We start from the raw sequence: 26,136 nt of genomic DNA on the forward strand, positions 1-26,136 counted from the left end.
ATTTCGAGACACGGCTTACATTTATAATTACATACTCATATAAAGATTTGGTAAAGCGTTTTCGTTGCCGCTTCGATCTGAGGACCACAACTCGAACCGAAACGGGGCCAAGCGGAGCGAACGTGGAAAATGGATGGCGAATTTTCGCGTCGATAGAGGAGCCAAGAGAATGATCTCGATGCCCGTCAGCAACTGTCTCGTCCCGATATTCGGCTACTTTATAAGTATCTGCGTATATAAATCCCGAAGAGTATTCAGTGTCACATCGTGGCGTCGTGGATCATTCAATCTAGAAGAAAGCAGCGGGAGCCGAGATGTTATTACGGTGGCTGACCAACCGTCGTGGGACGACAGTCGAAACAAATGAGCGAAGGCGAACACACGCTCGCCGATGCCAAGGGCAGGTTCGTCCAGGTGGTCAAGGACGGCCGGAAGCTCAACGATGTCGAGTGGATTCCCGGGCGATTGGTCCTCTCGAACAAACGACTCGTGCTGGCGAGCAACGAAGGCAAGCGGACCATAAGCGTCGCAGACATTCGGAGCATCCGGACTCGCCAGAACGTCAACGAGGCGATCGCACAGGTGTCGGGCTACATTTCGATCCAACACGGCCGAGACGTATTGTTGCTCTCACCGGCCGACGAGGAACAATTCGCGACGGAACTCTTTCGTGCTCGGCTCGACCAGCAGGTTGTCCTGGCGAAGCATCCGGCCGTCAAAGGCGGCGTCGTCCAGGATACTGATTGGGAGAAAGCACGTGTCAAAGTCGGCGAAGACGCCGTCGAATTGGCGATCTCGAGTGGGCAGTTCGTCGAGATTGCACTCGACGACGTCGGGACGGTCGCCGAAACTGAACGGACCGTCATGGGCGACGAACGGACCGTCCTGGAAGCCGAGCACGCGATCGACGGCACGAGTATCAAGACGTACCTGTCTGGATCGTCCGGTGACAGTGCGGTCCTGGCATCGCTGTTACGGTCGGGTGACCAACACGTCGAATCCGATATCGATCTCAGTGACGACGAGCGTGAGGTCCTGATGGCGCTATATTCGGGCGTTTCACCGTTCGAAATCCCCGATTTCGTCGGAATAGACGTCGATGAAGTTGAGGCCATCTTCGACGACCTCGCCGAGCGCGATGTCGTCGAAAGGGTACGGACCCGCCGCGAGGTCGGCCTCAAACCACGAGGGCGGTCGATCGCCGGCGACGTGATCGGCGATCGCTAGCTCCCAGTCGGCCGGCCCCTCAATCGTTGACGTCGTCTAAGTGCTTGTTGACGATAACCCGACCTTTAGACGTGAGCGTCGGGCCGGCGTCCGTCGAAGCGAGGAGGTCTTTGCTCTGTAGGTCGTTGAGGAGCATCGTCACTTGGCTTGCCTCCCGGTCGAGAACGTTCGCCAGCGGGACGTTTTCGATATCGCCGGCGGAGTAAACCGCAACCAGTAGTTCGATCTCCGCGTCCGAGAGCTCGATGTCCTTGAGATCTGCCATGAGATCGCTGTACTCCAGCCGGATGTAGCGGCCCAAGAGTGAGAGCTTTCGAGCGGAGGGAAGAGCAGCGATCGTGGTCACAGCTTGCCCATTTGGATTGTGCTTGACAGTCAGCGTCGCTCGCTGGGCGCCGGCGACGTCGCGTGTTTCACGCGTAAACTCCGTCACCTGAGACAGTGAAACGGTGATCGCGTCGTCTGCGCGATTGAACGTCACTGCTTTGGGCCGTAACGCGAGTTTCGCAGGCGCATACGTCTGGTCGGTGACCCGGCCGCCGATCTCGGCGGGGTGTTTGACTGTCGCCTCAGTCCCGTTCAGCAACGCCTTGTACAGGACTGTCGAGAATTTATCGATCTTTTCGTCGTCAGTTTCGATGACGGCGACGAGGCGGCGATCGTCCTTCTTGAAGGCGACCGTCACTGTCGAGTCGAAAAAATCACCCAGATCGGGGGGAACGTGACCGACCGCAACATCGATGACGTCGCCCAGCGGAATCGTCGTCTTCGTCTCGTCGGCCGCGAGAACGAGTCGCTTCTGACTCAACAGCACCCGTCCAGTCGTCGGTTCGGACCGGGCGGTATGCTCCGAGTTGAACTTGCCGACGAAATCCGCGATGACTGATTCCGACATGTGTATCCGCGAGTATGTACCGGTATACGAAGGGCCAAGTATTGAGGGTTTCGTGTGAATATCAATCGAAAAAACGGCACGAGAAGATACTCGTGGACGGGTGCCGTTACTCGTCGTCGCTCAGCAGCTCGGCGACGTCGCCCTCACCGTGCTCGACGATCCGCACGTTGAGTTGGCGGACCGCGTCGCTGACTTCTCGGCCACGAACAGTCACGCGCTTGCGCTCGCCCTCCCGATCGGGGTTGAAGCCAGTTCCGCCCTCGAGAAGCACCGATTTGAGGTCGGGACCACGGACATCTTCCCGAAGCGGGCGGCCCGCATCGTCCGAGCCACCGGTCAACGAGAGCGTGAAGCCGTCGAGACCGACGGCGCTGCCTGCCACGTCGTCGCCGATTTCGCGGCCCATGAATCGATTTGCGTTCTGTCCGTCTACGTCGACCTGGTAGGTGTCGCCGGTGTCCGGGTCGGCCACCGCGACGGTGAAGTCGGCCATACCCGATCCAAGCCGGGCACGCTAAAAAAGCCCGTCGGAATGTCGCGCCGGACGATTCCGGACGCACGTCGCCGACATACCAGCGCAGCCGGTCGAAAAGAGAGGAGACAGGACAGATCTGAAAGCCCACCCCTAGATCCAAACGGCTTTGCCCGCACGTGACTGTCAGGACAGCATGGAACAGACAACCCGCGAGCGGATCGCCGACCGACTCCGCGAGAAAGCCCTCTCGGCGACAGCGATCGCCGCGGCGTTCGACCTCTCGACGGCGACCGCGATCGAGCACGTCGAACACGTCGCAGCGTCGCTGTCCGGCAGCGACGAACAGCTACTGGTCGCTCCACCCGAATGTTCCGACTGCGGGTTCACGAACTTCGACGACCGCGTGAACGTCCCGAGTCGCTGCCCGGATTGCCACAGCGAGAGCATCGACCCCCCGGTCTTCCGGATCGAAGATCAGTAACAGCTGCGTTCGACCCGACGGTCGTAGAGGCGAGCCAGCAACTGGGTGACGGGGCCGCCGCCGATCGACTGGCCATCGACACGATCGACCGGCCGGATCTCCCAGGTCGTGTTCGTCAGGAAGGCCTCCTCGGCGGCACGCAACCGTGCTGGCTCGTACCGCCCTTCCTCGACCGGTAATCCTTCCGCACGGGCGAGATCGAGGACGGTCGAGCGGGTCACACCGGGCAGGATCGATTGCTCGCTCGTCGGGGTGTGGAGCACGCCGTCAGCGACGAAACAGAGGTTGCTCGTCGCGCCCTCCGTGAGATATCCCTGGGTGTCGAGCATGAGTGCCTCCTCGCAGTCGGCGGCGAGGTCCAGACGCGCGAGAATGCCGTTGAGATAGTTATGCGTCTTGGCGCCGGCGGGGATCGCTGCCGACGGGACGCGCTCGGTATCGACGGTTGCGACGGTGGCCGGACCGTCCCAGACGGGTTGCCCGTCGACGCCGCCCCGCGGCAGCGAGTCGACGAGCACCACGATCGTCGGGTCGACGGCTGGATCGGGCGTCAGTTTGCCGGGCTGGCTGCCACGCGTGATCGAGAGCTTCACGTAGGCATCGTCGAGATCGTTGGCGAATACCGTCTCGTCGATTCGCGCACGGAGGTCGTCCCGGGACGGGATCGCCTCGGCAAATCCGAGCGTCTGGGCAGTCGCTTCGAGGCGGTCGGCGTGAGCGTCCCAGGCGAAGATCTCGCCGCCGTAGGCCCGGAGTGTCTCGAAAGCCCCATCGCCGTACTGAAAGCCCCGATCCCGGACGGAGACAGTTGCTTCCTCGGCAGGGACGATCTCGCCGTCGACGTGATACTGCATCACGCCGTCGTTGGGGCGGTCGGGGCTTGTGTGTTGGCGTTCGAGCAGGGGGCTCCCGCTACTGGCCCAAAGCCGGATATTCGAGGCGCAACTCGCCGTCGAGGGTGTACTCGGTGCTGAGGATGCCGCCGGCAGAAAGGCCCATCGTGACGTCGAAGACGACGGTCGTGGCCGACGCCGAGCGCGGCCGCACGAGCAGTTCGAGTGTGCTGATCGTCTCGTCGGCCAGGTCATCCAGATCCGTCACCTCGATCGCCGTGCCGCTCGCGCGGTCGGGCGTATACAGCCGGATCTCGGGTGGGGGCGAACTGTCGCCCTCAACCGGGGAGACGACAGCGACCTGTGGAGGCGTTTCTGCCTCGGGCAGCCACACCCGAAGTTCGACCGACTCGACGGTCGTCCCCTCGCGGTGCCAGATCTCGGTCCGGAGCGGGATCACACCGTCCGCAACCGCGCCGTCGACGCCGAAATGGCCGATCTCGGATCCCTCGTCACTGAAGTGAATGCTGGCTCGACCCTGGCCATCCGAGTGACGGGTCGGATTCGAGAGCATTTGCTCGGTACCCAATGTGCCACAACCCGCAGTCGCCGTGACACCGGCGGCACCCGCAGTCGTGAGGAAACGACGCCTACGCATACCGGTCCTCCGGTCGCGACCCACGGAGAGGTGAGATTGGCTGAGACAAATCCCCAAGCGGTGATTCAATCAGCGCTACCTTCGTCATGTGTGGCGGTCAAACGGATCGGTCAAAAACCTGGTTCACGATCAAACGTCGATTTGAGCGACCGACGCCGATCCAACGTCCCGTCAGTGGACGTATCGCTTCAGGAACGCGGCGATCATCGCTTTGCCGTGGTCGGTCAATATACTCTCCGGATGGAACTGGACACCGACATGTGGCTTCGATCGATGCCGGACACCCATGACAACTGATCGTTCGTCGTCGGTGTGGGCGGTCTCGACGAGACAGCCTGGCAAGTCATCGTGGTCGACCGCAAGCGAGTGATACCGCCCCACGTCGAAACCCTGGGGCAAGTCGGTGAAGACGCCCTCGCCATCGTGAGAGACGGTCGAGGACTTGCCGTGGACGACTGACGGCGCGTGGCCAACCGGGGCACCGTGGACAGCACACAGCGCCTGGTGACCCAGACACACCCCCAGCGTCGGCTTCGCCAGCGACTCGAAGATCGGCATCGAGACGCCCGCCGCCTGGGGCGTGCCTGGGCCGGGCGAAACGACGATCGCGTCGGGGTCGATCTCGCGGATGTCCGCGAGGTCAACGGCGTCGTTGCGCCTGACGAGAACCTCGCCATCGACGGCTGGCAGCCACGCGTCGGTCGTCACCACCTCGCCGACGTACTGGACGAGGTTGTACGCGAACGAATCGTAGTTGTCGACGACGAGGACCGTCACGTGTCGGCCCCCCGGCCTGTGGTCGTCTCCCTGTCGCCAGTGACGCCGACCTCGCGGTCCAGGGCGTCTCCGACTGCCTTGACCAGCCCGCGGGCCTTATCGAGCGTCTCGTCGTACTCCCGATCGGGGACGGAGTCGGCGACGATACCGGCCCCGACGCGCAAGTGATACTCCCCCTGGTGTCGGACCAGCGTCCGGATGATGATGTTCAGCGTCGCTCGGTCGTCGAACCCGAAGATCCCTATACTGCCTGTGTATGGACCGCGCCACGTCGCCTCAACCTCGTCGATGATCGCCATCGTCCGGGGTTTGGGTGCGCCGGTGATCGTCCCGCCAGGGAAGACGGCCCGGATCGCGTCGGCCAGATCCTGACCGGCCCGGAGGCGTCCCTCGACCAGCGAGACGAGATGCATGACTTCCGAGTACCGGTCGATGCGACGATACTCCGTGACGTCGACGCTTCCGAACTGGCTGACTTTGCCCAGGTCGTTGCGTTCGAGATCGACCAGCATCGCGTGCTCGGCACGTTCTTTCTCGTCTGTACGCAGGTCGGCTTCCAGGCCCTGGTCGCGGTCCGGCGTCTCGCCGCGAGGCCGGGTACCGGCGATCGGTTCAGTTACCAACCGGTCACCGTCCCGATCCAAGAGGAGTTCCGGACTCGCGCTGACGAGATCCGCGTCCGGGAACTCGAGCAGCCCCGAGTAAGGTGCCGGATTGACTGCTCGGAGCGCCGCAAACGTCGTCACCGGGTGGACCGCGGCGGGTGCCCGGAGTCGATGGGAGACGTTCGCCTGGAAGGTATCACCGTCACGGACGTACTGTTTGACGCGATCGACGCGATCGCTAAACGCCTCGCGACCGCAGTCACTCTCGAAGTGGACCGGACCCTCGACGGCCGGTTGCTCGATCGTCGGATCGCCGTCGTGTGCGCGTCGGGCCAACGTGAGTGCCGTCTCTCGGCCGCCCTCGAAGGCAGCGTCTGGATCGTCACCGACGCGTGGACAGACCGTCACGTGGAGAGTCACCGGCGAGTCGGCCGGTTCGCGCCAGGCGACCAGCGCGTCGTAGATGCCGACCTGCACACGCGGCAGGTTGCGGTCGCGTTCGGCGTCCGTGGGAAGGTCCTCGATTTCACGGGCGAGATCGTAGGAGAGCCACCCGATTGCCCCGCAGGGATACGGGACTGCACAGTCGCCCCGGACGAGGGACTCGTCGGCCAGTCGCTCGACCAGTGTCTCGATCGCCTGGCCGTCCGGCCCGACAGTCAGCCACTCGACGGGATCGACGCCGAAGTAACTCCAGCCCTCGGCGCCGCCGCTGGTTTCGAGAACGCAGCCGCCCGGCCCGTCACGGGCCCGACGGTAGGCTGTAAACGGGTCATCGACCGTCGTCCGCACCTCGATCGGGACGCGTGCCGTTGGGGTAGCATCGGACGCGAGGTCTCGGAACGTCGCCCGGTCAGTTACCAGCCGCGGCTCGGTCATCACGAAGAGTCAAGCAGGGCAACGACTACCGTGTTGCGGTCGATGTACTATTCGCCGGCCCGGTCGATCCACGTTGTGACGCGTGATTGAGCGATGCCTGTCTGCTCTGAGAGGGTGCCGGCGTCTGCCGCGGCCAGGTCGCCGACCGTCTCGACGTCTGCATCGGCCAGTCGTTCGGCGTAGGCCGGGCCAATACCCTTGATCGACTGGACGTCTTCGGTCGCGGTTCCATCGGGTTCAGGCGCCGTCTGGCTGGCTTCGGCGGCCGATTCGGGCTCGTCTGCGGTCGATTCTGATTCCGCAGCCGATGTCGTAGTCAGTTCGTCGTCGGCTGCCGTCGCTGTCTCCTCACTGGCGTCGGATGTCGTCTCGTCGGCCTCGTCGTCGGTCCCTTTCACCGCGTCCTCGGTCGTCGTGTCCGGTTGACGTTCGACCGTGACGCCGACGTCCTGTGCCGTCGATTCGTCACTCGAAGTCGACCGACCACCCTGACGCCGAGAGGTGTCCAATCCCAGGGCAGCCTTGATCCGTTCGATGAGTCCCATGTACGGTGATACGACCGCCACGACTTAAAGCCGTCCACGTTGACCGTCCGGCTACAACGCACGGCGGAGTGTTTCGTTCATCGCCTCGACTGGCGCGTCCCGACCGGTCCAGCGCTCGAACGCTTCGACACCTTGATAGAGGAGCATCCACGCGCCGTCGACGGTTTTCGCGCCTGCCGCGGCAGCATCGCGCAGCAATCGTGTTTCAAGCGGGCTGTAGACGGCATCCAAGACGGCAAGTCCGTCGTGGAGGGCGTCGGCCGGAACCGGCGATCGGTCCTCGTCCATCCCGACGCTGGTGGCGTTGACCAGCACGTCGGCGTCGGCGAGGAGCGCACCCAACTCGTCGAGGCTGTGGCCACTTGCCCCGGGGACATCCGCCGCCAGGTCGTGGGCTGTCTCGACGGTCCGGTTGGCGATCGAAACTGTCAGGCCTTCGTCTGCGAGGCCGAAGGCAACCGCCCGGCCGGCACCGCCCGCGCCGACGACGACAGCCGACCCCGCCAGCGTGACATCGTGGTTCTGTAGCGCACGCACCGCCCCGATCGCGTCGGTGTTGTGCCCGGTCGGGGCTTGGCCAGTCAAGTCGATCGTGTTGACGGCCCCGATGCGGGCAGCCAGGTCGTCCGGCTGGACGGCCTCGAGGACGGCCTGCTTGAACGGGATCGTCACGTTCAGTCCCGAGATGCCGAGTGTCTGGGCCGCCGCGACGGCCTCAGGGGCCTCGTCTACGGGCGGTTCGAACGTGACGTATCGGGCATCGAGGCCGAGTTCGTCGTAGCCAGCCTCGTGCATCGGCGGCGACAGTGAGTGCTCGACCGGATTGCCGATGAGTCCGTAGACATCCATGGACCGAGCAACGACGGGGACGACCAAAACCGCGGCGATTGGGCCAGAGAACGGATAGGGCCACGGCCCACACGCGACGTGTGAGAAACTGCCACGCCGATCTCGACTCCGCAAGACATTATTTCTGAGGGGCGAGACGTCTGGACGTGTCTCGTTTACGCCATCCGCTGACTGCTGTCGCCGCGGCCGTCGCACTGTCGCTGCCGTGGGTGGTCGTCGAGGGGTCTCGCCTCGCAGCCGCGACCGCATGGATACCGATCGGGACTGGGCTCTCACTGTCGACCGGGTTGACGGTGCTGGTGACGGGGCTTGCCGTCGTCGGTGCGTCCTTCCTGCTCGCCTGGGGAGCCGAGACTGCCGAGAAAGACGTCCCGCGGGCGTTCGCGCTGGCCGTCCTTGCAGTGCTTGCCGTCGCCCCGGAATACGCCGTCGACGCGCTGTACGCCTGGCAGGCAGGGGCGGGCGCCGGAACGGCCGCGGGCGCCGAGGCCGGCAACCTCGCCATCGCGAACATGACCGGGGCCAACCGAATCTTGATCGGGTTGGGCTGGTCCGGGATCGCCATGTTCACCGTCTATCGGGCCTATCAGGTTCGAGACGACAACGTCGAGAAGCGATCGGGGTTCCTCGCGGACATCGTCACGCTCGATAAGGCCTTGACGACCGAGATTACGTTCCTCTGGCTGGCGACACTGTGGGCCTTTTTGGTCCCGCTGGGCGGCGGCATCGACCTGATCGACACCGTTGTCCTCGTTGGCCTGTACGTGAGCTACATCCTCGTCATCATCCGGTCGGGCATCGAAACGGAGGACGAACAGATCGGCGTCCCTGGCTACCTGCAATCCTACCGCAAGCCCAAGCGGATCGCAACCGTACTCGGGCTGTTCATCTACTCGGGCATCATGATCCTGATCGCCGTCGAGCCCTTCGCCCACGGACTCGAGAAGCTCGGTCTCCAGTACGGCGTACCGAAGTTCTTCATGATCCAATGGATCGCCCCGCTTGCCAGTGAGTCCCCCGAGTTGATCGTCGTCGTCTATCTGGTCAACAAGGCCCGATCCTCGGCCGGGTTCAACGCCCTGATCTCCTCGAAGCTCAACCAGTGGACGCTACTGATCGGGACACTCGCGATCGTCTACTCCATCGCAGCCGGGCATCTCGGGGTCCTCGAATTCGACTACAAACAGAGCCTGGAGATCTGGATTACCGCTGCCCAGTCGTTCTTCGCGCTGGCGATCCTGGTCAACTTCAACATCAGCCTCCGGGAGGCAGTTTCGTTGCTCGTGTTGTTCGCCAGCCAAGTGTTCGCCGAGTTCATGGTGTTGAACGTCCTCTCGCTGGCCCATCCCGAAGCAGTCAGCCACCAGATCCTGCTCGGCTACACTGCAGTCTACCTCATCGCCGGGCTAGGGCTGTTCGTCCACCGCCGGCAGGCGGTCACGGAGATGCTCGCGATGACGGCCGAAGTGGTCCAGACGGCGTTTGGCCGACGGAGTGACTTCGAGCGCCTCGACGAGCCATGACCGACGCCACGGACCACACAGTCGGGATCGTCGTCTCGGCGGCCGACCGCGCGTCCGAACACATCCACGACCACCTGCTCGATCTGGCAGACTGGACGATCACCGAAGACACCGACCACCCCGCAGCCGACGGGGGAGGGGACGTCTTCCGGACCGGCGGCTTCGAGATGCGGACCTTCGAGGAGTGGCACCTGGAACTCGACGGCGTAGCAACGGTCTTCGACGATCCGGATCTCGTCGTCTTCGCCTCCCGCCACTCCGGCGAGACCGGGGCGCTGTTGACGGCCCACCACACGGGCAACTTCGGACCAGCCGAGTACGGCGGCGAGGAGCGCGCTCTCGCCCGCGCCGCACCGAACGCACAGAGCCAGGTCGTCGAGGCGCTGGCTACCCACGCCCCCGAAGCCTACGAAGTCGGGATGGAATGTACCCACCACGGTCCGACGGACGTGGGGGTCCCCTCGCTGTTCGTCGAAGTCGGGAGCGGCCCCGACCAGTGGGACGATCCCGACGCCGCGGCGGCCGCGGCGCGAGCGATCCTCGACCTCCGCGGGACGGCTCCCGACGTGGCCCGCGAGGACGGCGAGGAAAGCGCCCGCCGGCATCTCGTTGGGTTGGGTGGGAACCACTACGTCCCACGGTTCGAGCGCATCGTCCGCGAGACAGACTGGGCGGTCGGCCACATCGCCGCCGACTGGGGGCTTGCAGAGCTGGGCGATCCTGCCGAGCACGAGGATGTACTCGAGGCAGCCTTCGCCGAGAGCGGGGCCGAATACGCCTTGATCGACGGCGAGTACCCGCAGATCGAAGCGGCAATCGAGGACGCGGGACACACCGTGGTCGGCGAGACGTGGCTGCGGGCCGTCGAAGGCGTCCCGCTTCCGTTCGTCCATCGTGTCGAACAGCGACTGGCGTCCGTCGAGGACGGGCTTCGCTTTGGCGCCCCGGCCCGCGATTACGATGGCGACTTCGAAATCGTCGAACTACCCAGCGAGCTGTTGGACGAAGCCCAGGGAATCGACCGTGAGGCGACCCGCGAGGCCGTCGAGGGCGTTGGGCTGGCGTTCACGACCGAGCAAAGTGCCACGCGAGTCGGTGATCGAGCCGCCGTCGCCGACAGTGCGGACCGGGAAGCGTTGATACGCAGACTCGTGGACGTACTCCAGGTCGACTACGACGCGGTAGTCGTCGAAGACGATCGCGTCGTCGCGAGGAAAGAAGCGTTCGATCCCGCACTCGCGGCGGAAGCTGGCGTCCCGGAGGGGCCGAAATTCGGACAGCTAGCCAACGGGCAGGCTGTCGAAGTAGACGGCGAAAGCGTCGAGCCAGCGGCAGTGACTCGGGAGCGAGAAGTGACGTTCCCGGTCTGAGCGGATGAGTGTCTACCAGCCAATCAAGGGTCGACAGCGTTGGCTTTCAGCGTCTCCAGATCGATCGCTTCGAGCACGGTCTCGTTGGTCGCTTCGAGGACGACCGGCGGGGCAACCCCGGCCTCGTGGGCTTCCAGCCAGCGGCCGACACAGAGACACCAGCGGTCTTTCGGATTCAATCCAGGGAAATCACGTTCCGGCCGCGGCGTGATCAGATCGTTGCCCTGCGCGCGGGAAAACTCCAGAAACGCCTGGGTCATCTTCGCACAGAGATGGTGCTGGCCGCGGTCGCCGGGAACAGCCCTGCAGTGGCCATCGCGCTGATAGCCGGTCGAGAGCGGATCGCTGCAGGGTGCAAGCGGCTCGCCGAGGACGTTTTGCTGGGCGTCGGGGTCGCTCTGTGACATACCGGCCGTTACCACGAAGCGGGGGTAACAGTTGGTTTCGAGACGGGTTTTGCCGTAATCTCTCAGTCTTCGCCCGGTACGCTGTCGGCGTGATTACACAGCACCTCGGGCACCGTCGGCAGGCCACTGGTGTCGTGAGTCCCCGTCGGCGGCAGGTTCACCTCGGCAGCCGGCGAGTTTGTGAGGTCGACATCGGCGTCCAGTCCATCCATCTCCTCGCCGTCTCTCGTATCCTGGTCGATTCGCATCGAACAGAACTCAGCGCCACACATCGAGCAGTACCGTGCCTCCTTGTAGTTGTCTTCCGGGAGTGTCTGGTCGTGGTACTCGCGGGCGCGGTCGGGGTCGAGTGCGAGGGAGAACTGTTCGCGCCAGTCGAAGTCGTATCGCGCCTGTGAGATGGCATCGTCCCAGTCGCGAGCACCGGGTTTCCCGGCAGCGACGTCACCCGCGTGGGCGGCGATGCGATACGCGGCGAGGCCGTCGCGGACGTCTTGGGCATCCGGGAGTCCGAGGTGTTCTTTGGGCGTGACGTAACACAGCATCGCCGCGCCGTGACGGGCAGCCTCAGTCGCCCCGATGGCGCTTGTGATGTGGTCATAGCCCGGCGCAACGTCGGTCACCAGCGGACCCAGGAGGTAGAAGGGCGCGCCGTCACAGACGGCCTGTTGGTGGCGGACGTGCTCGCCGATCTCGTCGAGCGGGACGTGGCCCGGCCCCTCGACCATGACTTGGACGCCGTGGGCGTGAGCGCGTTCGGTGAGTTCGCCCAACGTCTCTAACTCCGCCAGTTGTGCCTCGTCGTTGGCATCCGCGATCGATCCGGGCCGGAGGCCGTCACCGAGGCTGATCGTGACGTCGTACTCGGCGAGGATCGCACAGATCTCCTCGAAGTGCGTATAAAACGGGTTCTGCTCGCCGTGGGCTTCCATCCACTCGGCGAGGATCGACCCACCTCGCGAGACGATCCCCGTGATCCGGCCGTCAGTCAGCGACAGGTGTTCCTGGAGGATGCCCGCGTGAATCGTCTGGTAGTCGGTTCCCTGAGCGGCCTGAGATTCGATAACGTCCAACAGGAGAGAAGCCGTCAGATCTGAAGGAGATCCCACTTGCTTCAGCGCTTCGTAGATCGGGACGGTTCCGAGCGGGACTGGTGAGTGTTCGATCTGGCCAGCACGGAGCGCCGGAATATCACCCCCCGTCGAGAGGTCCATCACCGTGTCCGCACCGTACTGGATGGCAGTGTGCAGTTTCTCCCGCTCGGTTTCGCGGTCGCTCTCGGGTTCGCTGTTGCCGATGTTGGCGTTGATCTTCGTCGCAAAGTCCTGTCCGATGATCATCGGATCGAGAGACTCGTGTTCGTGGTTGTTCGGGATCACCGCCTCGCCGGCGGCGACTTTCTCGCGAACGAATGCGGGCTCGCGGTTCTCCCGTTTGGCAACCCGTTCCATCGCCGGAGTGATCTCGCCGTCGCGTGCACGCGAAAGTTGTGTCGCTGTCATCACTGGCCCGTCGTACTACTTTGTTATATAACCTAGTGATAATCGACGAGACGAGCGGGGGCTAGTCGTGGAGCAAGATCGAAGGGAAACCAAGACGTCAGTCGCTGGTGTCGTACTTGTAGGTCGCCTCGTCAGCGTCGATACCGAAGTCCTCGGCCGTTTCTTCGGGTTCGTCGTCGCTGTCTGCAGCCGCGGCAGCCTTGAAGGCATCCCGGAACCGCTGTGGCATCGAGAACGCCGCCACTTCGATACGCATCGGGACCGCATCGGGATCGAGGGAGTCGCGTTTCGACTCCAAGCGATCCTGCAACACCCCTGGAAGATCCGTCTCGTCGATGGCCTCGAAGCCGAACTGCGCGAGATACTCGGGTTCGCCCGAAAGCGTGTAGACGGTGTCGAAGGCCTGGTCGCTCGCTTCCTGGACGAGTCGCTCGACGACGTGTGCGCCGACGCCCTGGCCGCGCCAGGCCTCGAGGACGCCGATACTCGTCAATTCACAGATGTCTTCGGCCGCCTTGTGGATGCGAATGCGCCCGAAGCCGGCACGTTCGTCGCTCCGTTCGTCGACCGCGATGACGTAATCCCGCGAACGGAAGGCCGTCTCGTCGAGGCCTAACGCCTCGATATAATCCAATAGCCAGACCTCGTCGCGGTTGCGTGCGTCCCGGACGTACATACTACGTGGTAGCACCCCCGCGGGAAAAGTATTTGCTGGCGGGACAGCGGGCGAGCCAATTTCGTCGGCGTCGCTACCGAGCGGACAGACAGACGGCCGGGCGAGCAGCTGGCTCAAAAGCCACTGCCGTCGCCCCCTTCCAGTCGATCGACAACCTCGCGGATGTCCGCAGAGTCTTCGATTGACTCTTTGACCTTCTCACGCCGGCGGACTTCGGCGGCACTGGCGTTGTAGGCCCGGACGTACTCGGCCCGAGAGTGTTCCTCGAAGGCGTGCCGGATGGCGAAGTATCCGTCGGGCAAGACCGTCCCGCAGACCGCACACTCGATGCGCTCGTGGCTGGTCGACTGATGGACGATCAAGTCCTCGACCCGGTCGAAGGACTCACCACAGCCTTCGAGCGCACATTCCCAGCGTGGCATACCCGGTCATACGCCCCACCGAGGGTAAAAACCCACCCATCGCCGTCCGCGAATCAGAACGGCTTTTGTCGCCGCCGGGATACCACCGGGCGTGACAACGACGTCGGTCGATCTCCACGTGAAAGTGCTCGACGAAGCAGTCGTGCGACGGGCCAAAGCCAGGGGACTTGACGTCCTGGTGTACGCCCCGCACTTCCAGCGCCTGCCACGGACACGAGCGACCGCCAAGAAATTTTCCGACGAGGAGTTGCTGGTCGTCCCCGGACGAGAGGTGTTTACTGGCTCGTGGCGCACTCGCCGGCACGTCCTCGCGATCGGGCTGGCCGACCCAGTACCCGATTTCATCACGCTCGAAGCCGCGATGGACGCCTTCGACCGCCAGGACGCCGCCGTCCTGGTGCCACATCCGACGTTCTTGTCTGTGAGTCTCGGTCCCACGTTGATCGACCGCTACCGGGACTCGATCGATGCGATCGAGACGTACAACCCGAAACATTGGCCCCACCACAACCGCCGGGCGCGACGGATTGCCACGGATCAAGAGCTTCCCACCTTCACCTCGTCGTACGCCCACCGTCGGCAGACAGTTGGTGAGGCGTGGGTCGAATTCGACCGCCAGATCGACGACGAAGATGATCTCGTCGAGGCCCTCAAAGACGGGGCCACGCGAGCGGTTCGCCACCGATCCGGACTCGTCCACCAGGGCCGGTGTGCACTGGAGTTTTCCCACCTCGGGTGGGAGAACTCCTGGAAGAAGCTCGATCGGATCCTACTTTCAGGCCGCGAAGCGACCCACCCCGAGGATCCGGCCTACGACGGACGCTTCGAAGAGGCGAGCGTCTACTGACGCCGGTGGATCGTGAGAGGCCACTCAGGCGAATCCGATCGCCTGCAGGCCCATCCCGAAGGCCCGTTGTGGAACCTGGTAGATGATCGCGGCGGCCACGACGAGTTCGAAGCCGGTCACGGCAAGCATCATGGGTGTCGAGTACTTGCTGTCGACGCGGACACCGATCGGCAGGTCGAACTCCCGACTGAGCAAGGGATAGAACAATGCGAGGCCGCGACGGGTCCCGAGGATGTCCAGTGCGTAGTGAGAGAGGACACCGATCCAGACGTACTGGAGATTGCCGAAATAATGCGGGTAGGCCCCCACGATCCCGAGTACGAAGAGGTTGTGAAGCGTCTTGCGGTGGGTGCCAAAAGCAGTGTCGACGTCCGGAAACAACGCTCCAAGCACCATCGGGACCGAGACCGCCGCGATCGTCACGAACGTCTCGACGTCGCCGGACGGCTCCAACAAGTACCCGATCCCGAGGCTCAACAGCAGGGCGTTGAGGACGTGGCCGCGCTTGTTCATCGATCGGGTAGACGCCGGGCGGCACCGAAAGCGTTTCTCACTCGCGACGGGCGAGGAGGGGCATCCCGCCACTCACGGCGCGCCGCCGTCGACGGCCGCCAGGAGGTCTTCTAGGGCCTGTTCGGCGATCTGGCGCTTGATCTCGGTCCGCGAGCCGTCGAACTCGTACCGACGCACGCGCGTCGACGAGTTACCACTGCCCCACGGCGCGGCGTAGGCGATACCGACGAAGACCGTTCCCACCGGCTTCTCGTCCGTCCCGCCGGTCGGTCCAGCGATGCCCGTCGTCGAGACGCCCCACGTCGTGCCCGCCCGATCTCGGACGCCCTGGGCCATCTGCCGGGCGACCGGTTCGCTGACCGCCCCTTCCGCATCGAGCGCCTCGCGACTGACCGCCAGTGCTTCTCGCTTGGCGTCGTAGGAATAGGTCACCAGCGAGCGATCAAAATAGTCGGAGGAACCGGGAACGTCTGTCAACAGTGAGCCGATCAATCCTCCAGTACAGGACTCGGCAACCGCGACTGTGGCGTCGGCCTCGCAGAGGGCCTGGCCGACGGGTTCCGCGATCGGCACCTCGGATTCCGTCATACGCGCTGGTGGGGCTGCCCGGACCAAAAGCGTCCGGTCCCGGACGGAGCGCCACTGCCCCTGGGAGCGGCGCGAGGCCTCGACGACTGCGAACGGAAAGACAAACCTGCCGGGACCGTCCACCACGAGTATGGACTACGAGACGCCGCAGTTCTACCGCGTCATGCAGTACGCGGCCGAGGCCGATCGGGACGTCGTCGATATGGTCTCGGGGAGCCCCGACTGGGGGCCACCGCCAGCCGTGCGCGATGGCCTCCGGGCGTACGCGGATCTCGACGCCGAGGCCTACGGCTACCCGCCCAGTCCCGGCATCCCGACACTCCGCGAGGAAATCGCCAAGCGTCGCGACGTCCCGACGGAAGCCGTGCTCGTCACCAACGGCGCTGGCGAGGCCAACCACCTCGCGACGGCCACGGCCCTGGACGAACGCGACGGCGACGAGGTGCTGGTGACCGACCCCGTCTATCCGTACTACGCTGGCCGGGCGAGCGTGCTGGGTGCCGAACCGCGGTTCGTGCCGACGGATGAAGACGGCCATCTCGACCCGGATGTAGTCCGAGAGACAGCCAATGGAGACACCGCGGCGATCGTCGTCACGACGCCGAACAACCCGACTGGGGCAGTCTACGGCGCGAAGACGATGGCCGAACTCGTCGCGATCGCCGAGGACAACGGCGCCGTCCTGATCAGCGACGAGGTGTACGACCACTTCGACTACTCGGGCCGGTTCGCCAGCGTACTCGACGTGGACTCGCCGGCCCGCATCGTCACGAACTCCTTCTCGAAGACGCTCTCGGTGACGGGGTTACGGATCGGCTACATCGTGATTACCGACGAACAGCTACGGGAGCGGGCACAAACGCGGCACATGCTGACCAACGTCGCGGTGAGTCGGCCGGCACAGTACGCCGTGGCCCACGCCCTCCAGAACACGACCCCGGAGTGGTACGCCAACAACCGCCAGCGCGTCCGGGACCGAATCGAGCGCTTCACCGACACGCTGGAGACGATCGGTGCCGACTACCTCGATCCCGAGGGTGCTTTCTACGTCATGGCCCGCATCGACGGCCTCGATGGCTCGATCGACGCTGCCTTCGACCTCATCGATACGGCGGGTATCTCGGCGATGCCGGGGTCGGCTTTCGGGGAGACGAAGGCTGACTGGCTCCGCTTTTCGCTGTTGACGCCACGGATCGCGGAAGCGAGTCGACGCCTGGAGGCCTTCGTCGCCAGCGAGGATTGAGCGAACGCGCCGGAACCGTCACTCGCCGCCGAGTGTGGCCGCCAGGTCGTCGAACTGCCGGCGGTAGTACGCCTCTGCGCGCGAGCGAGCAAGCGACCCCTCACCGTCGTAGAGATCGTCGAACCCGCCCATCCGCCACAGGAGCGTCGAAAACTGATAGAGGGGTTTGCTCTTCGCGTACCGCTGGTCGGGATCGAAGTCGCGCTCGGACCGATACCCGTCGTGGAGGTGCGCGCGTAATTGCTCACACTCCTCGGGGTCGCGAAAGACCGAATCGATAAACAGGAACTCCACCTGCGCGAGGTTGTACATCGGTTCGCCCGCGAGTGTTTGCTCCCAGTCGAGGACGGCCGAGATCGGCGACGTGCCGTCCGGTTCGAACAGGAGATTCCCCGGCCGAAAGTCGTCGTGGACCACGCGGGGAATGCCCTGGCGAGGCACCGTCGAGAGACGCGCTCGCAGTCGCTCTCTGGCAGTGTCCTGTAAGTCCTCGAAGGTAGTGGCGGCCAGCCCATCGATGTGCCCACGCGTCAGATCGGCGAAGTACGCCCGCCAGTCACTAGAGAAGTCACGGACGGACAGCCGCCCGTCACGAAGGGCGAGGCGGCCGTACCCTTCGAAGGCGATCGTCGAGTGGAGATCCCCCAGAATCCGGCCGACTGCTTCGAGAAGCTCGCTGCGCTGATCGAGCGCGAGGCCTTCGAAGCGCTCGTCGAGGTTGGTGCCATGCATCCGCTCGGTCACGAAGTACGGCGGGACGTCTTGGTCCGGATCCTCCTCGAAAACGAGAATCCCCGGCAGCGGCACGTCGGTCCGCTCGGCGATGAACTCGTGTAAGAACGGCTCGACGGCGAACGTAGAGCCCGTCTCCGGGGCGAACTTGACGACGACTTCGTACTCGGTGCCCTCGTACTGCAACGTCACTCGGTAGACGGCCGCTCGCGTCCCGCCGGTGAGTTGCTGAGAGGAGAACGTCTCGTAATCCGGGCCGGACTCTTCGAGGACGGCCTCGATCGCACCAGCAGACCTAGACACGGTTGTCCGTACACTCGGCGCATCACGTAATATCCCTGTCGAAATGCATCCCTGAGGAAAGATTATTGGCATCAAGGAGAGCCAAACCCGTGGGTTCAAATCCGGCTGGGCCACAGTACCGTCGATGTCACGGTCTGGGGATTCCGGCCAGCCGGACTGGGCGCAGTACTTCGGCTTTCAGGCCCCCTACGACGATCAGGCTGCGGCAATCGAGTCGGCACTACAGGCCGGCCAGTCGCGGGGCTTTCTGGCGATGGAAGGCCCGTGCGGAACTGGCAAGACGATGGCCGCCCTGACCGCGGGGGCGACCCTGATCCGGGAGGGTGATTACGAGCGGCTGCTGGTCGTCACACCGGTTAAACAGCAGCGTCGCCAGTTCGTCGAGGATCTCCGTCGGCTGAACGCGGGACTGGCCGACCCACTCGACGGCCTCGCACTCGTCGGCAAGCGCGACCTCTGTCCGTACGGCCGCGAGGACGTGTTCCCGCCGGACGCCAGCGTCCAAGATCGCTGTGAGGACCTGCGGGAGAACACGGCCGGGTTGGTCGAAAGCGACGGCCAAAGCGACGACAGACCAGTCGGCCAGGCAGCTGTCAGCCCTCGTCTCGACGATATCTGGTGGGATCCACAGGTTGCCAGCGATCTCACGAAAGCGGCCCGGACGGGCGGGATCGGCCAGCAGGCTGTCGCGGGCGCGCTCTCGACGGCCGGGGGGGAATCGCCGTATCGCCGGACCCAGCCGACCGCCCCCGATGAGATCGGTGGCGACGATCCGCCGCTGTACTGTCCCTTCGAGGCCGACTGGTTCGCCCGGAACAAGGGCTCGCCGATCGGTTTCGAGGCCGGCGATGAGAACGTCCTCACGGCCGAGGAGTACCTCCCGAATGCGGTCGAGCGCGGGACCTGTCCCCACCGGGCGATGGGTGTCCTGGTGGAAGCGGCCGACGTCGTGATCGGCAACTACAACCACCTCTTCGATCCCGGCTCACGCCCGCTGATCGAGGGGATCCTCGACGAGCGAACCTTCGTCGTCGTCGACGAAGCCCACCGCCTGGAGGGACGGGTCAGGGACTTGCTGTCGGATCGCCTCGGCCGCCAGACCATCGTCCAGGCGCGCAACGACTGCTACCAGTTGCTCTCGCAGGCGCGACAAAGTGCCGACCACAAACGCGAAGTTCGGGCCCGGCTGGGGGATCACGACATCCCGTTGGCAGTGATCGATCGGGCGCGAGATTTCTTCGACGATCTGCTTGGCTGGCTGGACGACCGCATCGCCGAATTCCTCGACGCGGAAGTGGGCCGAGACTGGCGGACTGACGAGAGTGTGTTCCCGGAGGGCAACCTGGAAGTTCCGTTACGGGACCCAGAGGAACCCGAGCCCGACGAACTGACGCGGTGGGCCGAGCAGGCGGGCTACGACGGGGACTTCTGGCGACAGCTGGATACGGTCGGGCTGGCCGTCGAAGAGACCCTGGAAGCGCTCGATATCTCGCGAGCACCCGTCGTCGCCGCCGCGGGCATGATCATGCGGCGCTGGTGGGAGCGCGATCACGCCACGACCTTCCGAGAGATCGAACTCGAACACGCGGCCCAGGACGACCAGCGAATCGATGGCTGGCGTGACACCTACACCGCCGGACTGACGCTGTTTGACTGCCTGCCGGCCCAACCGCTGGCCCGGACGTTCGACGACGTGGGCGGTGGCGTCCTGATGAGTGCGACCCTGGAACCACTCGACGTGTTCACCCGCGTCGCGGGACTGGACGCCCTGGCTGACGGTGACGACGGCCGGGAAGAACACGACGAGGGCCGCCCCGTCCTGACCCGTTCGTACGGGCTGACCTTCCCGCCCGAGAACCGCGCAAGCTGGATCGTCGACGCGACGCCCTTTACGGCGCGCAACCGCGGCGACCCCGCGACGATGGACCCGCTTGGCGGGGAGTGGAACGCGACGCGAGACGAGTACGCCCATGTCCTCCGATCGATCGCACGCAATCCTGGCAACGTCCTGATCGCAATGCCCAACTATCGGGAAGCAACCTGGGCCGGCGCGTACCTCGATGAGGTCGTCGAAAAGGCGATTCTCGTCGATGAATCCTCGAGTGAGGAAGCGACCGAATCGCTGAAGGCTGAGTTCTTCGCCGGGGAGGGGAAAGTCTTGGTGACGAGTACGCGGGGCACGCTCACCGAAGGCGTCGACTACGACGGGGCGAAGCTGCAGGCGGCCGCAGTCGTCGGGGTCCCGTTAGTCAACATCGGCTCACCGCGGGTCCGGGCCGTCCAGCGCGCCTATGGCGACGTTTTCGGCGACGAGCAGGCCTTCGAGTACGCGTTGACGATCCCTGCCATCAGGCGTGCCCGGCAGGCGATCGGCCGGGTGATCCGCGGGACCGACGAGGTCGGGGTGCGAGCGCTGGTCGGCGCGCGATATACGCCCGACGCACGCCACTCGGTCTATGGCTATCTGTCGCCGGCCGAACGCGAGGAATTCGTCCAGATGAGCCCGGAGTTTCTCGCCGACCAGATCGACCGGTTCTGGACCGAGCGGTGACTCGTCGGTCAGCGGAAACTGTCCCAACGGGTTCGCCAAGCGACCCCCCATCGCAGACGCCCAAGCACGTAGACTGGTTTCGTGACCTCCAGCAGTGTCGCCACGCAGGCGGCACGCGAAGCCACACAGAGGACCGCTGGGTTGATATGGCGGGTATTAGCCGACTGCGTCGTGGTCACGATCAGCAGGACTGACTGCCAGTCGCCCATCGCTGTGAACTGAAACGACACACTCCGAAACCAGGAACTTGACAACACCCGTCGAAGGCGTTGATGGGTCGTCGTCTTCGCCGAACAACTGACTGAGTGCCACCGCGTGTGCCCGGTCGTATCGAGAGGCGACTGCCGAACGGGCATCGCCGGTGACGGCCGAAACGGCGTCGGTGACGGCCTCGTAGAGGGGTGTCTCAGCCCCCCAGCGAGTGAGGTAGCGACCGTGCCACGGTGCGGTTGATTCGTCAGTGGGTCGGGATTGGTCGGTCATAGTGTACTTTGGCGTTTGGTTTACGCCGCAGCACATACTGAACGTTCGGTAAGTATCAATCTTTCCCCTCCGGACCCTGCCTGCAAGCGCTCTCTCAGTTACGAACCAGTAACGACTGAACGTAGGTTTAGGCCCCTCTTTCGGTCGATTCTAGCTAGAGAGGAGTGACGTCGCCTCTGGCCGTGTTCGTTGGAATCTGGACGAAGGGTTTAACACCTAACGATCGATTAGTCAGTACCATGGCACGAGAATCGCTCCGAAACAATCCAGTACTCGCTGCGTTGTTGGGAACAGTGATGGCCGGACTCGGCCACATCTATCTCCGACGGTGGTTGAGAGCACTTGGATGGCTGGGGGTGACGGTCGCTACGTCCACTCTGGCCGTCCCTGACTCTGCGGTGTCGACGATTCGTTCGGGCACACTCCCCGATCCCATCGCCATTCTGCCAATCGTCTTGATCAGTGCCGCTAGCGTCTTCGACGCGTATCTCATCGCGAAGATGAGAAGACAGACCGAGAGTGCCGACACAGACGGTTCTGTTGGGCCAGCGAAGGCGGATGCATCGCCGGCCTGTCCTACCTGTGGCAAGCCGGTCGACCCCGATCTCGAATTCTGTCACTGGTGTACGACCGAATTCGACGTCGAGGACGTCACCGAACGAACGCAACTCGACGAAAACTACTCGAACGATTGATGGCACCCGAGCAACCCGGCACACACTGGAGTTCCGCCGAAGAGGAGATCATGGAAGCGACGTATCGAGCGCTGGGTGAACACGGCTACGCCGAGCTGTCGATCTCTCGGATCGCCGCGGAACTCGACAAATCGAAGGCTGCGCTGTACTATCACTACGACACGAAAGACGACCTTCTGGTCGCGTTCCTCCAGTTCGCTATCGATAGATTCGAAACGACAATCGAAACCGAAACGGGTGATGCACCGGCAGAAGATCTCGAACACATCATCGAGAAGCTCCTCCCACTGCAACTCGACGAGGAGCGACAGCAACTTCAAACAGTGCTGACCGGACTCCGGTCACAGGCCGTGACAAACGAGGAGTTCCGCGAGCAATTCACGCAAATCGATGAGCGACTAGCGACGACCATTCGAGAGATCGTCGAGAGTGGCATCGAGGATGGGACGTTCTGTGACGTGGACTCGTCGCGGGTCGCAGAGCATATATTAGCGACCATAAACGGTGCAAAGTACGGTCGTGCGACGACAGACCGCCGCGGTGCCACGGCAGCGGCACGCGTCTCGCTGGCCTCGTACATCGATACCGAACTGAGACGACACTGATGCGGACTGGGATGTCACCGTATCGGAGACTGAGATCGCTGCCAGCGCGTGGTGGCTGTGAGGAAAGCAGCATCCGGTAGTGTGGTTGAAAATCGAGCCACTGAGCTTATTACACACGTATGTGTACTTATACCACATGACTGAACCGGCGGATATCCAAGTCCTCCACGTCGATGACGAACCGGATTTCGTGGAGTTAGCAGCGGAGATGCTCGAACGTGAGGACGACCGGTTCTCCGTCGAGACCGCCACGAGCGCCGATGAAGGATTGGATCGACTTGCTGGGAACGACTTTGACTGTATCGTGAGTGACTTTCAGATGCCCGATCAGAACGGCATCGAGTTCCTCAAATCGGTTCGTGGGGAGGATGCTGACCTCCCATTCATCTTGTACACGGGGAGAGGAAACGAAGAAGTCGCCAGCGACGCTCTCTCTGCCGGCGCGACCGACTACCTGCAAAAAGGGAGTGGAACCGACCAGTACGAACTCCTGGCAAATCGCATTCAGAACGCGGTCGAAAAGTCTCGTTCACAACGGCGAGCTGCGGAACTCGAACGGGTCCGGACGCTCGTCGCAGACGTCAATCAAGCACTGGTGCGGGCGAACTCGCGGTCCGAGATCGAAACCCGCATCTGCGAGATTATCAGTCAGTCCGATCCGTATCTGTTCGCCTGGATCGGCGAGGTAGACAGAGAGAGCGATCGCATCGAACCACGCGCATGGGCCGGCGTCGAGGATGGATATCTGAAAGATATCACGGTCACCGCAGACGAGACGGCGACGGGTCGCGGTCCTGGCGGTACGGCGATTCGGGAGCGACGTGTCGCTGCGTTTCAAAATATCCACGAAGACCCCGACTTCGAGCCGTGGCGCCAAGACGCAATCGAGCGTGGGTATCAGTCGGCCGCCGGTGCCCCGATTGAACACGAAGATTCGCTGTACGGCGTGCTGTTAGTGTACTCAGATCGTGTCGACGCCTTCGACGCGGATGAACGCGCGTTGCTCGCAGAACTCGGCAGCGATATCGGGCACGCAATCCATGCAATGGCAGTCAAAGATGGCTTGCAGACGGCCCGGCAACGAGCCGAGCGGTACTTCGAGACGGCCGGAAATATCATGGTCGTCCTGAACACAGACATGACCGTCGATCATATCAACGAGCGAGGGTGCGATCTCCTTGGCTACGAGCGTTCGGAACTCGTCGGTTCGGACTGGATGGATCTGCTCGTGCCCGAGCAGATCGAAGGCGAACTCGATGAGCTATTTTCTGCGTTCTGGAGCGAGGACGGGAACCCCGTCCAGAAGAACGTGAATGCCATCGTGACAAAGAGCGGCGAACAGGTCGTCGTCGAGTGGCACAACACCGTAATACAGGACGAGCAAGGAGACGTGACTGGCGTTCTCTCCTCCGGGATCGACATCACCGAGCGAACACAGAAAGAACAGGAAATTCAAGCCCTCAAAGAACGGTTCGACCTGGCTGTCGAAGCGGCCGAGATCGGCATCTGGGACTGGGACATGCAGACCGATACGGTACAGTTCAACGACCAGTGGGCGAGGATATTCGGGCACTCGCCAGCGGATATCGAGCCCCATTTCGACGCCTGGGAGGAGCGCATCCATCCCGACGATCTGTCGGCAGTCCAGGCAAAAATCCAGACACACATCTCCGGCGAGACGGCGTATTTCGACGACGAAAACCGGATGCGCACTGCCGACGGCTCCTGGATGTGGGTGCGTGGCGTCGGGAGGGTCGTCGATCGGGACGAACAGGGAAGTCCGGTCCGTGCGGCCGGGATTCATCAGGACATCGACGAGCGCAAGCAACGCGAGCGAGCCCTCGAAGTGAGTGAACGCCGGTATCGATCCTTGTTCGAGTCGAATCCAGCGGTCGTCTGGGTCGAGGATTTCTCGGCAGTGAGAGAGCATATCGAGACACTCCGAACCGACGTCGACGACGTGCAGGCGTATCTCGAAGCGAACCCACAAGAGGCCCAGACGGTCCTCGAACAGGTCGAGATTCTGGACGTCTCCGAGCAGGCTCTGGACCGCTACGGTGCGCCGTCGAAAGAGGCCCTGTTGGCAAACGTGGATGACCTCTTCACCCCGGAAGCATACGAGGCGAACGCCGAACTCTGGCGTCGGCTCGCGGACGGCGAGACTCACTTCAGGATCCAGACCGTCGCCGAGACGTTCGACGGCGACCATCTCGACGAGATCCTCGACATTCGGGTCCCGGACGCACACACCGACGATTACTCCCGGGTGTACCTGACGGCCATCGACGTCACGGACCGCGAACGATACAAGCGGAAGCTCGCGGCCGTACACGACATCGCGACGTCCCTCCAGGCGGGGACGTCGGCGGAGTCCGTCTACGAACGGACGATCGAGGCCAGCCGGGAAATTCTCGAGTTCGATCTCAGCGTGATCGACATCGCGGCGGACGGCGTTCTCCGGACCGTCGCTCTCTCGGCGGACACTCCAGAGCGCGCGACGGCTGAAATGTCGATCGAGAAGGGACTCGCCGGGAAGAGCTATCGGACGGGTGAGTCGCTGTTGATCGACGATATCCAGGCCCACCCGGAGGCCGAACCCCAGGGGCCGTTCCGGTCGGGGATCAGTGTCCCGATCGGTGACCACGGCGTGTTCCAGGCCGTCGCCGAGCAGCCGGGTGCGTTCGACGAATCCGACCTCGAACTGGCGGAACTTCTCGTGAGTCACGCCGAGAGTGCCCTCGATCGCCTCGAACACGAACAGCAACTCGAACGCCACAACGAACGGTTAGATCAGTTCGCCAGTGTCGTCAGCCACGACCTGCGCAACCCACTACAAGTCGCGCAGGGGCGGTTGGACCTGGCCCGAGAAGAGTGTGACAGCACTCATCTTGACGCCGTAGCCCAAGCACACGAACGGGTAGAAACACTCATCGATAACCTTCTGACGCTCGCCCAGACGGACTCTCAGATCAATGCGCCCACAGCTGTCACGCTCGCTGATGTACTCGACAGCAGTTGGCAAGCCGTCGAGGCGACAGAGGCGACCCTCACCAGCGAGATAGACAAGACGATCCAGGCCGACCCGAACCGACTGCAACAATTGCTAGAGAACCTGTTCCGCAATGCGGTCGAACACGGAGACGAAGACGTGACTATCAGGATCGGCCCACTGCCCGAGGGGTTTTACGTCGAGGACGACGGCCCTGGTATCCCCGAAGGCGAACGTGAAGATATCTGGGAGGATGGCTACTCAGGGACCGAAGAAGGGACCGGGTTCGGGTTGGCTATCGTCGAGCAGATCGTGGAAGGCCACGGGTGGAACATCCGTCTCACCGACGGCTCGGATGGTGGAGCACGGTTCGAAATCACTGGCGTCGAATCCGCTACTGAATGAACGCCGCTGTCTCTACAGTACCACCCACCCATCGCGTTCTCGCTATCGATTACCCCAC

Annotated in this window: 26 protein-coding genes; 10 read left to right on the forward strand and 16 right to left on the reverse strand. The window is 63.5% G+C overall.

Annotated elements, in window-relative coordinates; translation table 11 throughout:
* Positions 1-363: 363 nt before the first annotated feature.
* Positions 364-1,227 (forward strand): CheF family chemotaxis protein, encoded by an 864-nt coding sequence (locus Hrd1104_RS07745; RefSeq protein ID WP_154552216.1) that lies wholly within the window; start codon positions 364-366, stop codon positions 1,225-1,227.
* Positions 1,228-1,246: 19 nt separating this feature from the next.
* Here Hrd1104_RS07745 and Hrd1104_RS07750 read toward each other — a convergent pair whose 3' ends face one another.
* Positions 1,247-2,122, reverse strand: a complete 876-nt coding sequence (locus tag Hrd1104_RS07750) for a CheF family chemotaxis protein (RefSeq protein WP_154552217.1) — start codon at positions 2,120-2,122, stop codon at positions 1,247-1,249.
* 106 nt (positions 2,123-2,228) lie between these two features.
* Complete coding sequence (locus Hrd1104_RS07755) at positions 2,229-2,615, reverse strand: 30S ribosomal protein S6e (RefSeq protein ID WP_154552218.1); 387 nt, start codon at positions 2,613-2,615, stop codon at positions 2,229-2,231.
* 175 nt (positions 2,616-2,790) lie between these two features.
* Between Hrd1104_RS07755 and Hrd1104_RS07760 the strand changes: the two genes are divergently transcribed.
* Positions 2,791-3,078: a transcriptional regulator gene (locus Hrd1104_RS07760; protein WP_154552219.1), complete on the forward strand. Its 288-nt coding sequence runs from the start codon at positions 2,791-2,793 to the stop codon at positions 3,076-3,078.
* Here the strand turns inward: Hrd1104_RS07760 and Hrd1104_RS07765 are convergent.
* The 6 genes from Hrd1104_RS07765 to Hrd1104_RS07790 all read right to left on the reverse strand — a co-directional run bounded on the left by Hrd1104_RS07765 (position 3,072) and on the right by Hrd1104_RS07790 (position 8,224).
* Positions 3,072-3,932, reverse strand: a complete 861-nt coding sequence (locus tag Hrd1104_RS07765; protein WP_154552220.1) for an aminotransferase class IV — start codon at positions 3,930-3,932, stop codon at positions 3,072-3,074. The genes Hrd1104_RS07760 and Hrd1104_RS07765 overlap by 7 nt on opposite strands.
* 58 nt (positions 3,933-3,990) lie before the next feature.
* On the reverse strand, positions 3,991-4,569 hold the full coding sequence (locus Hrd1104_RS07770) for a hypothetical protein (protein WP_154552221.1): 579 nt from the start codon (positions 4,567-4,569) through the stop codon (positions 3,991-3,993).
* A 171-nt stretch (positions 4,570-4,740) separates the two neighbouring features.
* Positions 4,741-5,346: an aminodeoxychorismate/anthranilate synthase component II gene (locus Hrd1104_RS07775; RefSeq protein ID WP_154552222.1), complete on the reverse strand. Its 606-nt coding sequence runs from the start codon at positions 5,344-5,346 to the stop codon at positions 4,741-4,743.
* Positions 5,343-6,830, reverse strand: coding sequence for an aminodeoxychorismate synthase, component I (gene pabB, locus Hrd1104_RS07780; protein WP_154552223.1), 1,488 nt, complete (start codon positions 6,828-6,830; stop codon positions 5,343-5,345). Before pabB ends, Hrd1104_RS07775 begins: the two co-directional genes overlap by 4 nt.
* Positions 6,831-6,877: 47 nt before the next feature.
* Complete coding sequence (locus Hrd1104_RS07785; RefSeq protein ID WP_154552224.1) at positions 6,878-7,375, reverse strand: helix-hairpin-helix domain-containing protein; 498 nt, start codon at positions 7,373-7,375, stop codon at positions 6,878-6,880.
* Positions 7,376-7,426: 51 nt separating this feature from the next.
* The gene (locus tag Hrd1104_RS07790; RefSeq protein WP_154552225.1) at positions 7,427-8,224 is read right to left on the reverse strand and encodes a shikimate dehydrogenase; all 798 of its coding nucleotides are present in this window, start codon (positions 8,222-8,224) and stop codon (positions 7,427-7,429) included.
* 146 nt (positions 8,225-8,370) lie between these two features.
* Between Hrd1104_RS07790 and Hrd1104_RS07795 the strand changes: the two genes are divergently transcribed.
* Both Hrd1104_RS07795 and Hrd1104_RS07800 read left to right on the forward strand, forming a co-directional pair.
* A complete protein-coding gene (locus Hrd1104_RS07795; protein WP_154552226.1) occupies positions 8,371-9,747 on the forward strand; it encodes a sodium:calcium antiporter in 1,377 nt (458 codons plus the stop codon).
* Positions 9,744-11,117, forward strand: a complete 1,374-nt coding sequence (locus tag Hrd1104_RS07800; protein WP_154552227.1) for a D-aminoacyl-tRNA deacylase — start codon at positions 9,744-9,746, stop codon at positions 11,115-11,117. The genes Hrd1104_RS07795 and Hrd1104_RS07800 overlap by 4 nt, the downstream gene beginning before the upstream one ends.
* Positions 11,118-11,140: 23 nt before the next feature.
* Here Hrd1104_RS07800 and Hrd1104_RS07805 read toward each other — a convergent pair whose 3' ends face one another.
* The 4 genes from Hrd1104_RS07805 to Hrd1104_RS07820 all read right to left on the reverse strand — a co-directional run bounded on the left by Hrd1104_RS07805 (position 11,141) and on the right by Hrd1104_RS07820 (position 14,124).
* Complete coding sequence (locus Hrd1104_RS07805; RefSeq protein WP_154552228.1) at positions 11,141-11,524, reverse strand: DUF2237 family protein; 384 nt, start codon at positions 11,522-11,524, stop codon at positions 11,141-11,143.
* Between the two features lie 62 nt (positions 11,525-11,586).
* On the reverse strand, positions 11,587-13,026 hold the full coding sequence (gene thiC / locus Hrd1104_RS07810; protein WP_154552229.1) for a phosphomethylpyrimidine synthase ThiC: 1,440 nt from the start codon (positions 13,024-13,026) through the stop codon (positions 11,587-11,589).
* 97 nt (positions 13,027-13,123) lie between these two features.
* Entirely contained in the window at positions 13,124-13,702 is a 579-nt protein-coding gene (locus Hrd1104_RS07815; protein WP_154552230.1) for a GNAT family N-acetyltransferase, read from the reverse strand.
* A gap of 113 nt (positions 13,703-13,815) precedes the next feature.
* Entirely contained in the window at positions 13,816-14,124 is a 309-nt protein-coding gene (locus tag Hrd1104_RS07820; RefSeq protein WP_154552231.1) for a hypothetical protein, read from the reverse strand.
* 91 nt (positions 14,125-14,215) lie between these two features.
* On the opposite strand from Hrd1104_RS07820, the gene Hrd1104_RS07825 reads away from it, so the two are divergent.
* Positions 14,216-14,971, forward strand: coding sequence for a PHP-associated domain-containing protein (locus Hrd1104_RS07825; protein ID WP_154552232.1), 756 nt, complete (start codon positions 14,216-14,218; stop codon positions 14,969-14,971).
* 24 nt (positions 14,972-14,995) lie between these two features.
* On the opposite strand, the gene Hrd1104_RS07830 is transcribed toward Hrd1104_RS07825, so the two are convergent.
* Positions 14,996-15,484, reverse strand: a complete 489-nt coding sequence (locus Hrd1104_RS07830; RefSeq protein ID WP_154552233.1) for a metal-dependent hydrolase — start codon at positions 15,482-15,484, stop codon at positions 14,996-14,998.
* A gap of 72 nt (positions 15,485-15,556) precedes the next feature.
* Positions 15,557-16,072 (reverse strand): CinA family protein, encoded by a 516-nt coding sequence (locus Hrd1104_RS07835; RefSeq protein ID WP_154552234.1) that lies wholly within the window; start codon positions 16,070-16,072, stop codon positions 15,557-15,559.
* Between the two features lie 130 nt (positions 16,073-16,202).
* Here Hrd1104_RS07835 and Hrd1104_RS07840 point away from each other — a divergent pair, with 130 nt between their 5' ends.
* Positions 16,203-17,315, forward strand: coding sequence for a pyridoxal phosphate-dependent aminotransferase (locus tag Hrd1104_RS07840; protein WP_154552235.1), 1,113 nt, complete (start codon positions 16,203-16,205; stop codon positions 17,313-17,315).
* Between the two features lie 18 nt (positions 17,316-17,333).
* Here Hrd1104_RS07840 and Hrd1104_RS07845 read toward each other — a convergent pair whose 3' ends face one another.
* Complete coding sequence (locus Hrd1104_RS07845; protein ID WP_229770439.1) at positions 17,334-18,350, reverse strand: phosphotransferase family protein; 1,017 nt, start codon at positions 18,348-18,350, stop codon at positions 17,334-17,336.
* Positions 18,351-18,474: 124 nt separating this feature from the next.
* On the opposite strand from Hrd1104_RS07845, the gene Hrd1104_RS07850 reads away from it, so the two are divergent.
* Positions 18,475-20,901, forward strand: coding sequence for an ATP-dependent DNA helicase (locus tag Hrd1104_RS07850; protein ID WP_154552237.1), 2,427 nt, complete (start codon positions 18,475-18,477; stop codon positions 20,899-20,901).
* A gap of 156 nt (positions 20,902-21,057) precedes the next feature.
* Here Hrd1104_RS07850 and Hrd1104_RS07855 read toward each other — a convergent pair whose 3' ends face one another.
* A complete protein-coding gene (locus tag Hrd1104_RS07855) occupies positions 21,058-21,384 on the reverse strand; it encodes a HalOD1 output domain-containing protein (RefSeq protein WP_154552238.1) in 327 nt (108 codons plus the stop codon).
* 239 nt (positions 21,385-21,623) lie between these two features.
* On the opposite strand from Hrd1104_RS07855, the gene Hrd1104_RS07860 reads away from it, so the two are divergent.
* The 3 genes from Hrd1104_RS07860 (at position 21,624) to Hrd1104_RS13305 (ending at position 26,078) form a co-directional block, all read left to right on the forward strand.
* Positions 21,624-22,079 (forward strand): zinc ribbon domain-containing protein, encoded by a 456-nt coding sequence (locus Hrd1104_RS07860; protein WP_154552239.1) that lies wholly within the window; start codon positions 21,624-21,626, stop codon positions 22,077-22,079.
* Positions 22,079-22,684 (forward strand): TetR/AcrR family transcriptional regulator, encoded by a 606-nt coding sequence (locus tag Hrd1104_RS07865; RefSeq protein WP_154552240.1) that lies wholly within the window; start codon positions 22,079-22,081, stop codon positions 22,682-22,684. The genes Hrd1104_RS07860 and Hrd1104_RS07865 overlap by 1 nt, the downstream gene beginning before the upstream one ends.
* A gap of 136 nt (positions 22,685-22,820) precedes the next feature.
* The gene (locus Hrd1104_RS13305; RefSeq protein WP_229770440.1) at positions 22,821-26,078 is read left to right on the forward strand and encodes a PAS domain S-box protein; all 3,258 of its coding nucleotides are present in this window, start codon (positions 22,821-22,823) and stop codon (positions 26,076-26,078) included.
* Positions 26,079-26,136: the final 58 nt, after the last annotated feature.

Origin of the sequence: Halorhabdus sp. CBA1104 (assembly GCF_009690625.1) — an archaeon.
Lineage (GTDB): Archaea > Halobacteriota > Halobacteria > Halobacteriales > Haloarculaceae > Halorhabdus.

Excerpts from the sequence above, each read along its gene's own strand:
- Hrd1104_RS07745 (WP_154552216.1), top strand. The coding sequence starts at position 364 with ATGAGCGAAGGCGAACACACGCTCGCCGATGCCAAGGGCAGGTTCGTC.
- Hrd1104_RS07750 (WP_154552217.1), bottom strand. The coding sequence starts at position 2,122 with ATGTCGGAATCAGTCATCGCGGATTTCGTCGGCAAGTTCAACTCGGAG.
- Hrd1104_RS07755 (WP_154552218.1), bottom strand. The coding sequence starts at position 2,615 with ATGGCCGACTTCACCGTCGCGGTGGCCGACCCGGACACCGGCGACACC.
- Hrd1104_RS07760 (WP_154552219.1), top strand. The coding sequence starts at position 2,791 with ATGGAACAGACAACCCGCGAGCGGATCGCCGACCGACTCCGCGAGAAA.
- Hrd1104_RS07765 (WP_154552220.1), bottom strand. The coding sequence starts at position 3,932 with ATGCAGTATCACGTCGACGGCGAGATCGTCCCTGCCGAGGAAGCAACT.
- Hrd1104_RS07770 (WP_154552221.1), bottom strand. The coding sequence starts at position 4,569 with ATGCGTAGGCGTCGTTTCCTCACGACTGCGGGTGCCGCCGGTGTCACG.
- pabB (WP_154552223.1), bottom strand. The coding sequence starts at position 6,830 with ATGACCGAGCCGCGGCTGGTAACTGACCGGGCGACGTTCCGAGACCTC.
- Hrd1104_RS07785 (WP_154552224.1), bottom strand. The coding sequence starts at position 7,375 with ATGGGACTCATCGAACGGATCAAGGCTGCCCTGGGATTGGACACCTCT.
- Hrd1104_RS07790 (WP_154552225.1), bottom strand. The coding sequence starts at position 8,224 with ATGGATGTCTACGGACTCATCGGCAATCCGGTCGAGCACTCACTGTCG.
- Hrd1104_RS07800 (WP_154552227.1), top strand. The coding sequence starts at position 9,744 with ATGACCGACGCCACGGACCACACAGTCGGGATCGTCGTCTCGGCGGCC.
- Hrd1104_RS07805 (WP_154552228.1), bottom strand. The coding sequence starts at position 11,524 with ATGTCACAGAGCGACCCCGACGCCCAGCAAAACGTCCTCGGCGAGCCG.
- thiC (WP_154552229.1), bottom strand. The coding sequence starts at position 13,026 with ATGACAGCGACACAACTTTCGCGTGCACGCGACGGCGAGATCACTCCG.
- Hrd1104_RS07815 (WP_154552230.1), bottom strand. The coding sequence starts at position 13,702 with ATGTACGTCCGGGACGCACGCAACCGCGACGAGGTCTGGCTATTGGAT.
- Hrd1104_RS07820 (WP_154552231.1), bottom strand. The coding sequence starts at position 14,124 with ATGCCACGCTGGGAATGTGCGCTCGAAGGCTGTGGTGAGTCCTTCGAC.
- Hrd1104_RS07830 (WP_154552233.1), bottom strand. The coding sequence starts at position 15,484 with ATGAACAAGCGCGGCCACGTCCTCAACGCCCTGCTGTTGAGCCTCGGG.
- Hrd1104_RS07835 (WP_154552234.1), bottom strand. The coding sequence starts at position 16,072 with ATGACGGAATCCGAGGTGCCGATCGCGGAACCCGTCGGCCAGGCCCTC.
- Hrd1104_RS07840 (WP_154552235.1), top strand. The coding sequence starts at position 16,203 with ATGGACTACGAGACGCCGCAGTTCTACCGCGTCATGCAGTACGCGGCC.
- Hrd1104_RS07850 (WP_154552237.1), top strand. The coding sequence starts at position 18,475 with ATGTCACGGTCTGGGGATTCCGGCCAGCCGGACTGGGCGCAGTACTTC.
- Hrd1104_RS07855 (WP_154552238.1), bottom strand. The coding sequence starts at position 21,384 with ATGACCGACCAATCCCGACCCACTGACGAATCAACCGCACCGTGGCAC.
- Hrd1104_RS07860 (WP_154552239.1), top strand. The coding sequence starts at position 21,624 with ATGGCACGAGAATCGCTCCGAAACAATCCAGTACTCGCTGCGTTGTTG.
- Hrd1104_RS07865 (WP_154552240.1), top strand. The coding sequence starts at position 22,079 with ATGGCACCCGAGCAACCCGGCACACACTGGAGTTCCGCCGAAGAGGAG.
- Hrd1104_RS13305 (WP_229770440.1), top strand. The coding sequence starts at position 22,821 with ATGACTGAACCGGCGGATATCCAAGTCCTCCACGTCGATGACGAACCG.